The organism is Ornithinibacillus scapharcae TW25 (assembly GCF_000190475.1).
In the GTDB taxonomy this organism is placed as follows: Bacteria; Bacillota; Bacilli; order Bacillales; family Amphibacillaceae; genus Ornithinibacillus; species Ornithinibacillus scapharcae.
Genome location: NZ_AEWH01000048.1, coordinates 1 through 9,050, shown reverse-complemented (window position 1 = coordinate 9,050; position 9,050 = coordinate 1). Strand labels below are relative to the sequence as shown.

Sequence of the window (9,050 nt, the reverse complement as noted above, 5' to 3'; positions counted from 1 at the left end):
ACGTACACACTAAAGAAGTTGTCAAAAGATGAATAGTTTTTAACTTATATGGTATTAATCTTCAGTAGTTTATCGGAAATGTTAATTCATACTTTTAATTCTGTCTATATTTGTTTTTGTCATAAATAGAATTTTTCAATTAAAAGAAACTCTATGCTATTGCTTGGTTAAGTGAAAATTTAATAAGCATACTTCTACAAATTACATGTAAAAATGAAAGATTTACTCACTCTCAGGAACCTAATAATGATGTAAAAATTCTTGACAATGCATCAGAGAAAAAGTATAAACTTGGATACTAGACCTATTGCTTATAGGAAAATCTAAATAGTAATTGGTTTATCCGATATATTACTTTATTTCATTTAATCATCATACATATTTCATTTGAATCTAAGTCAATTTTTTGGCTACAGCATAATAATTAAATTATAATATTAGAAAAACTCTCGCGATTTAACACGGTGCCTCTACATGTTAATCGGGACACGGGGACAGGCCCCTTGTCCCAGGACTAAGGATGAGGAATATTATTTAAAAAGAACAAATTGCCAAGTCCTTATCTAAAGTGGGCAAAAGATGAATAAATCGATATATCTATATGTAAAATAAATAAAGACCTCCCAAAAGTTTATCAACTTTTGTGAGGTCTCCATATCGAATCTATCAACCCTCAGCATTACTATCCTTCTTCCAAGGTGGATCACCATGCTTATGAAGTAACTGATTTATTTTATAAACGGAAAACGGAACTGCGAATGCTAGCAGTGAACAAAAAAACACTAATTTCTCAGGTAAAAAACCTAATAAAAAATCCCACAAAAATTCTCACTCCTCGATGGTTTTATTTTTAGACTCATCCACTACACCATCTGAGCGGACCTCTGTTTTTACCGTCACGTTGATATTGCTTTTTGAAAAGTAATTTTCACCATGATCCCAGTCCTGATTTATCTTTTTCCATATCTTATAATGGTGTCTATGTAGGTTTTCGGAAAAATTAAAGATATCTGCCCCTATTTCTTGTTGGGCTTTTTCGATAGATTGGTTAGCAATTTCTGTTACTTTATTCGAAATCTCCTTTTCTAATGCTTGTATGACCCCTTTATCTTGAATAATCACTTTTCCAAAGGTTTCCTGTATCTCTCCTTCTAATTTAATGGTTACATGGATATCGATATTTTCTGGATCTGTCACTTTTATCTTAACCTTGCTATTTGCTTCCCTAATTGAATAGGCGGTTAACTTATCTTTATATGTAAAAACAATTGGCCCTTGTACAGCCTGACCGGTTATCAGCTCATACCCTAGCATATCCTGTTTATTTAAACTCCCTATTACCTTATTATCACTCCCTTTGTATACGGACCCTCCTTCAAAATGAAGCTTCGTACCATCAGACGACACCTCCGATAATACAAAGCTATTTCTTAGAAGTAAAAACTCATGAATATCGCCGACCTTTACTGGCTTCATCTCACCAGTTTTTGAAAGACTATTCTCAAGAATTTTATTGATATACCGTGCAGGAACCTGCTCGTTCTCAGGTTGGATATTTAAGATATCCATTGCTTTACCCTTCGCAATAATCACTTTAATTCCTCTTCTTGTATCTCTGTTCCGGATGAATACATCCATTACATTAGCAAAAAGTTCAGGAATTGCTGCTACCTCTTCTGATACAATGACAACTTTCAGATGCTCAAAGAATGGCATCTTATTGGTTTGATTAGCCAGATCCTGGGCAATTGCGTACAAGCTAGTACCGCTTGAGGAGATGTTCATAAACCCTTTATCCCCTCCACTCCCACCTTGACTAGGAGTACCTAATCCTGGTGGAACAGCAAATTGATTCGTAAGTGTTAACTGATATTCTCCATCCTTCTTACCGTCTTCTGATAAATCGATCGCCATCCCAATAATAAAACCACGTTCCTCAATATTTACCGCATCCCAGCAACTCGATAGTAAAATTAGGACAAGAAAACTGCCCATGACCCTACTTAGTCTTTTTGTCATTACTTCCTACTCCTCTTATCTTAGCGATTACAATTAATACTATCGTGGTTGTAAAGGAAAAAATAACGGTAATGTTGCCGAGTATGTCACCAAATATTGTAATTTGACTGCTATCGTTAGGAACCATGGATAGATAGTACATGGTTGGGCTTAAAAATAGTACTAGTGTCATTTTCTTAATTCGCTTAAAAACAGATCGTAATGCTAAAATGGCAATATCAAATGCCATTACGGTCGTGGTAAAAACACCCATTGTCCAAACGACAAAGAAGACAGCTTCTATTCTTTCTAAGATAGCTCCCGGTAACTCTACCCTCTTCGCTAAATCAATGGTTGGGAAAAGTAAATGAGAAGTCGCAGCATGTCCAAAAACCATTATGCAAAACAAGTAACCTAATATATACAATATGATTGGAATAGACATACCTATCATTGCTGCTTTAGGTGCTTTATGGGGGCGGTCAACAAAAGCCATATAAAATAGGACAATACTTATACCGATATAAGATAACGAACTAGTGTGAACCGCTTTTAAATATCCTTTAATATCTGTCTTAAACACTGGTAATAAGTTTGAAACATCAATCCATTTCAAATTAACTACCAGTACAAATAGTAATATAAAAATAATCAACGGTAAAAACAGCATATTCAATCGAAACAATCCTGCCCGTGACCCTGCAACTGCATATACAACAACAAGCAAAAACGATAGGCTTACAACCTCTACCGGTGTATGATCAAATAAATACTGCTGTGACGTGTGCCCAAGGACTCGAATGTCATAAGCTGCCACACCAATAAATAGTATTGCAAAGATGAACGTCATAACTTTAGCTACAGGCTTTGACACGATAAGAGAAGCATAAGAGAAAAATGGCTGATGCGGAAAACTTGCTGCTAATTTGGCCATTAACCAAACCATTAGAACAGTTGCTATTCCAGCTATTGCAAGAGCAATCCATCCATCTGAACCGATTGTTTCTACAGCTATAACTCTAGGTAATGAGAGTATACCAACACCAATTACCATAGAGGGGATGGCAATCATTAATTCATTAACACTAATTTTCTCATCGCCATTTTTAAAAGATTTCATGAATCTTTTACCCCTTTATTAACAGACTTTGAATCCTCCGGGTCTAAAAACTTTGGTCTTCTCGTTAACATTGTTATTGGCGCACGTAAAATTAAATCTTTCCAATCCCCAACCATAGTTGGCGTAAATGGAGTCGAATAAGGAATACCAAAACTTTTCAAATTGACTACATGGATATTTAGCATAATGTAAACCAATACAATTCCATATAACCCAAATATGGAGGCAGCTATCATGACCCCAAAACGTAAAATACGGAATGTTATCCCAGTACTAAACGAAGGATTGGCAAAGGCGGCGATAGCTGTTAATCCAATAACAATGACCATAATTGGACTGACAATCGCTGCTGATACTGCTGCATCACCTATTACTAATCCACCAACAATGCCGATAGTTTGTCCAATCGGTTTAGGCAATCGAATTCCTGCCTCTTGTAACAGTTCCATTGTAATAACCATTAGAAAGGCTTCCACAACTGGGGGAAATGGCACTCCCTCTCTTGATGCAGCAATCGATAAAGCTAAGTCAGTCGGTAGCATCCCTGAATGGATGGTTACCAAAGCAATGTACAATCCTGGTAGAAATATCGCGATAAATGCAGCAACATAACGTAATAACCGGAGTAATGTACCTATTAACCACCGTTCATAGTAGTCTTCTGGAGATTTTAACATATCTCCCAGTGTCATAGGGGCAACTAAAACATGTGGCGTTCCATCTAATAAAATTACTACCTTACCTTGTAGAAGTGCAGCTGCTGCCTTATCTACTCTTTCCGTACTATCGATTTGCGGAAAGGGGGATAAGAAGCTATCTTCTATCCATTGTTCAACAAACCCAGACTCTGGTACATCGGAAACATCAATAGTTTCCAACCTGCTATTTACTTCTTTTACAATAATAGGATTAATGATGCCATTCACATATGCTACGATAAGACTTCTTTTACTCTGCTTACCAAGTTGATAAGTCTTTAAGCGTAAGTCGGAATTCTGTACTGTTTTTCTAAGGAGAGCGATATTAGTTCCTAAATTCTCATTAAACCCTATTCTTGGTCCACGTACGACGTTTTCTGCTGTTGGCTGTTCAACAGATCGACTTTCGCCACCTTTCGTATCCATCAGCATTACCTTTGCCTGACCATCTAAGATAAATACTGTTTTGCCGGAAAGAATAGCATTTGCGATGTCTTCAAGTGTTTCTCCTTTTTCAATGGAACTAATGGTAATGAAAGTTTGATATATTCCATCGAACAGCTCCATGTTTTCCTTTGGTAATTGCGAGTTAACAGACAGTTTCTGTAAATTCTCGATGATGCTATACTGAACCAGCTGCTTATCAATTAATCCATCGATATATATAATGGCACTTGTGACTTTATCTTCACCTACAGCTATCTCTCGAATAATTAGATCATTAGGTTCATCCAATAGCTTCTTGAGTTGTAGGATATTTTCTTTTAAATTGCTATCTAATTTAGCAGGGTTATATGGCTGACTTTTCTCTTGATTATTCACCTGTTCATTCTGCTTAACTAGCCGACGTCTCATCCAAATAGTCCCCTCTGTTTCAAGAATATCGCTCTCCTTCTGTTTCCCATTTATCGGTATTTTTATACTTGAATGGAAAAAGTTTGAATCGAATCATATTAGTTATCGTTAGTGTCTGCTGTATAAGGTTTTGGATTAGATATAGGTAGCTTTATGTATAAAAAACAGCTTCACTGGTTAATCACTCCTAACCAATGAAGCTGCTTTACTTTTCTAAATTCAAATACCATTTTCTTAAATTAAATCAAACCATTTAATTGAAAACTCTTCAAAATCCCATCCTCTATATTGACTTCGTTATTCATACTATTTATACTAGAAACGTTATATTGATATACCATGTTGGCGCATGGTATTGTAGAGGTTTTCGGGTGTTGTATGTTAAGAGTTTGCACACTCTTTTCGGTTCTACTTATTCCTTGAGTAAAGAATTAAACACCCGATGCTTCAACTTCACTTTCTTCCTCTTCTTTCACTTCAGTTTTTACATAATCAATTAATACGATTGTCTCTTCATCCTCATGATGAATAGTACAGTTGCTATATTCTTTTCTTAAATCTCCCACACTAACCGTATCGCCGATTTCGAACTTCGTGATATCAATTTCAAAAGTATCTGGAATATCGTCTGCTTTTGCTGTTATATCTAATTCGTGAAGTACTTGGTTCACTATTCCTCCAGCTTTTTCACCCTTCGATGTTCCTTTTAACACGACGCTAACTCTTGTGTCGATTTCTGTGTTCTTGTTTACTTGCAGAAAATCGGCATGTAGTATGTCTCTAGTGATCTTATCATTCTGGTAATCTCTTAACAAAACATCCTTAGATTTCCCATTAAGTTCTAAAGAGATAATACCATTACGGCCACCTTTCCTTAATGCCTTCAGTAAATCTGAATTATTAATCGAAATAGATACTGTTTTAATATCACTTCCATAAACTACTGCAGGGATTTCCCCATTACTTCTCAGCCTCTTCAAATCAGCCCGAGTTGAATCGTTCCTCTCATGAGCTACTAATGTAGTCACGTTATAACCACCTTCCTATTACTATTAATCTTAGACATTCATTTCTATTAAATGTCTCATAAGTATGAAAAATACCTACAATATAATTATACCTAACCCATTTTTTATTTCAAACTTATGCTAGATTTGCTCCCGTACTGGGGGCATATAAATATTAGATGTAATAATAAATATAAACCACTAATCCTACGAGTGACTTACCATCCTTTCTATTATATGATAGAAAAAAATAGAAATTTTGGGGATTGATAGCTTCCGTGAAAAAAACTATGAAACGACATAAATGGGCATTCATTATACTTATTTTCCTGTGCGTACTAACTGCCATTCGTCTATCTTGGATGCACTTCTTAACCACTATAAACTACGAAGATACTCCAATTGCAAAGGAGGGCATACTTGATTTACGTGGAATAGAATTCAATGATAAAAAATCTCTTCGTCTTGATGGGGAATGGGAGTTTTATCCATCCGAATTTTTCACAACAACAGAAGAGTTCCAAAGCAAATCTACCGGGCATATAACAGTACCAAACAGCTGGAATACAGAGTTTCAAGATGAAGACTCTAGCTCCTTCTACTACGGTACCTATAGATTACGTATTTTAATAGATAATAATACTAAGGAAATCTTCGGACTACGAATCAACCAAAAATATAATAATGCAACAGCTACTTATGTAAATGGAGAACTAGTTGGGGAATCTGGTCAGCCTGCCACTGAATTAGAAAGTTATATAGGAAGCAATGTTCCCTACACTGTCTCATTCAAGCCTGACAGTAATGAAATAGAGCTAATTATCCACGCTACCAGTTATCGAAGCAGTGGCGGTATTCTGAAGCCAATTTATTTGGGAACGTTAGATTCCATCCAATACCGAACCAATCTATCAATCGGCTTACAGTTATTACTTTGTGGTGTATTACTTTTGCAAAGCATTTATGCGGCTATCATGTATTTTATGAATTTCAGACCAAGACAAGGGTTGTTATATTTTTCCATCATGCTCATATGCGCAATTATTAGCGTGTTAACTTCGGATGATAAATTGTTATTTAGGTTGATCTCCGTTGAATATGATTTGGTAGTGAGAATAACCTTTCTTTCTTATGTAGGGGTAGGATTATTAATTCCATTAATAATTAATAAATTATTCCCTATAAAGTCCAACAAATTATTATTAAGGTATTATACAATTTTTTGTATACTATATGCTCTATTTATTTCAGTTGCATCACCTAGAAGCATCTTACTTTCAACAAAAGTACTATTTTATGTCATTTTTATCTGTTCGATAATTGTTGCAACATCATTACTTCGAAAAGCAACCATCCATAAGGGAGAGAGCCTTTTCTTGCTACTTGGATGTCTCAGTATAGGTGTCAATATTATTTGGACCCTCATCCATAATTACTTTTCTATCGAAACGCTGCATTATCCATTTGATTTAATTATTGCTTTACTATGTTTTGCAGCCTTTTGGTTTAAACGCTTTTCTCGTTTTGCATCTGATGCACAGCAATTAGCAAAAAAGCTACGTCTGGAGAATAAACGAAAAGACGAATTTTTAGTTAATACTTCGCATGAACTTAGGAATCCATTACATGCTATTACAAATGTTATTCAGACAATCCTGGAGGACAAAACGAAACCTGTTCATGACGAGCATCGGAAACAACTTTCAGTCCTGAATAATGTTGGTAAACGGATGTCCTTTATGTTAAACGACTTACTGGATGTAACAAGATTGAAGGAAAAGACAATACCATTAAATATCCAAAAGACTTCATTACCATCAGTTGTTTCTGGAGTGACCGATATGGCTAAATTCATGATCGAGGGAAAGCCTATTCAACTACACGTGAAAATTCCGGATGGGTTCCCTGATGTATTAGCAGACGAGACTCGACTCATCCAAATAATCTTCAATTTACTTCATAATGCAATAAAATATACAGATGAAGGGGATATAATGGTACGAGCTACTACCCAGCGTGATAAAGCCTATATACATATAGAGGATACAGGAGTTGGTATTCAGAAAAATGATTTAATTGATATTTTCAACCCCTATGTGCAAACTTCTGAGAATCATAAGAGGGTTAGTGGTGGTTTTGGGTTAGGTTTAAGTATTTGTAAGCAATTAGTGGAATTGCATAAGGGCGAAATTTGGGTTGAATCCAGCCCAGGTAAAGGGTCTATATTTACCTTTACACTACCTATAAGTAAAGATGGGGATGTCAGTATAGAACACAACAATCATCCTTCTATCCTAATGGAAAATGAAATAGCGACAACTATAACGGATTTAAAGCATGTAGATAACGAGGATATTCAAGGAAAACTAAAAATCCTAGTTGTTGATGATGACCCTGTTAATATAAATATCCTTCATTCCATTCTTGGCAGAGACGGTAAATATGCGATAACAGGGATAACGAATCCACATGAGACACTTAAAAAGCTTGAAGAAGATGCTTATGACCTTGTCATTACGGATGTTATGATGCCACACATATCTGGATATGAGTTAACTCAAATGATTCGTGAAAGGTTTTCTATTTCCGAGCTTCCTGTACTTCTGTTAACAGCACGAGCACGGACGGAGGATATCTTAGCAGGTTTTCAATCTGGGGCAAATGACTATGTTACAAAACCAGTTGATTCTATGGAATTAAAGGCTAGAGTCCAAGCGTTAACAGCATTGAAAGTCACCATTGAAGAACATATTCGCATGGAAGGGGCATGGTTACATTCGCAGATTCAGCCACATTTTATATTTAATACACTGAATTCCATTGCAGCACTAGGTGAGATAGATATCGCAAAGATGCAAAAACTTCTTTCCGAATTTAGTCAATACTTACGATTAAGCATTGACTTTCATAACACAGATCCCGTAATCCCGTTGGAGCGTGAATTATCCTTAGTTCGTTCTTATTTATATATTGAACAAACGCGATTCGCGAATCGATTAAATATAGAATGGAAGCTCGATAGTAATACTGATTTATTTCTTCCTCCTCTATCTATTCAACCCCTGGTTGAAAATGCAGTTAAACACGGTATTCTAAAATTACCTAAGGGAGGAACTATTACTATACAGCTAAAAGAGGAATTAACCTATATCGATATTTCTATAACTGATAATGGTATAGGAATGACCGAGGAAAGGACTAACCAGCTCTTAAGCGATGTAAACAAAGACGGGAGAACGAGTGTAGGGCTTCGAAACGTTGATACCCGCTTGAAACAACTTTACGGAAAAGGACTTATTATTCAAAGTGAACCTAATCAAGGTACTAAGGTAAGCTTTCATATACCAAAAAAGGAATGAACAGTGTGTACGT

At 35.8% G+C, this 9,050-nt stretch carries 6 protein-coding genes; 1 reads left to right on the top strand and 5 read right to left on the bottom strand.

What is annotated here, in order from left to right; genetic code table 11:
* Nucleotides 1-666: 666 nt before the first annotated feature.
* The 5 genes from G5W_RS23970 to G5W_RS0112525 form a co-directional block, all read right to left on the bottom strand.
* Nucleotides 667-822 (bottom strand): hypothetical protein, encoded by a 156-nt coding sequence (locus G5W_RS23970; protein WP_010097133.1) that lies wholly within the window; start codon nucleotides 820-822, stop codon nucleotides 667-669.
* A gap of 6 nt (nucleotides 823-828) precedes the next feature.
* Nucleotides 829-2,019 (bottom strand): Ger(x)C family spore germination protein, encoded by a 1,191-nt coding sequence (locus G5W_RS0112540; protein WP_010097132.1) that lies wholly within the window; start codon nucleotides 2,017-2,019, stop codon nucleotides 829-831.
* Nucleotides 2,000-3,118: a GerAB/ArcD/ProY family transporter gene (locus G5W_RS0112535; protein ID WP_010097131.1), complete on the bottom strand. Its 1,119-nt coding sequence runs from the start codon at nucleotides 3,116-3,118 to the stop codon at nucleotides 2,000-2,002. The genes G5W_RS0112540 and G5W_RS0112535 overlap by 20 nt, the downstream gene beginning before the upstream one ends.
* Entirely contained in the window at nucleotides 3,115-4,671 is a 1,557-nt protein-coding gene (locus tag G5W_RS21105) for a spore germination protein (protein WP_010097130.1), read from the bottom strand. Before G5W_RS21105 ends, G5W_RS0112535 begins: the two co-directional genes overlap by 4 nt.
* A 431-nt stretch (nucleotides 4,672-5,102) precedes the next feature.
* On the bottom strand, nucleotides 5,103-5,699 hold the full coding sequence (locus G5W_RS0112525; RefSeq protein WP_010097129.1) for a 50S ribosomal protein L25/general stress protein Ctc: 597 nt from the start codon (nucleotides 5,697-5,699) through the stop codon (nucleotides 5,103-5,105).
* Between the two features lie 257 nt (nucleotides 5,700-5,956).
* Between G5W_RS0112525 and G5W_RS0112520 the strand changes: the two genes are divergently transcribed.
* Nucleotides 5,957-9,037, top strand: coding sequence for an ATP-binding response regulator (locus G5W_RS0112520; protein WP_010097128.1), 3,081 nt, complete (start codon nucleotides 5,957-5,959; stop codon nucleotides 9,035-9,037).
* Nucleotides 9,038-9,050 lie beyond the last annotated feature (13 nt).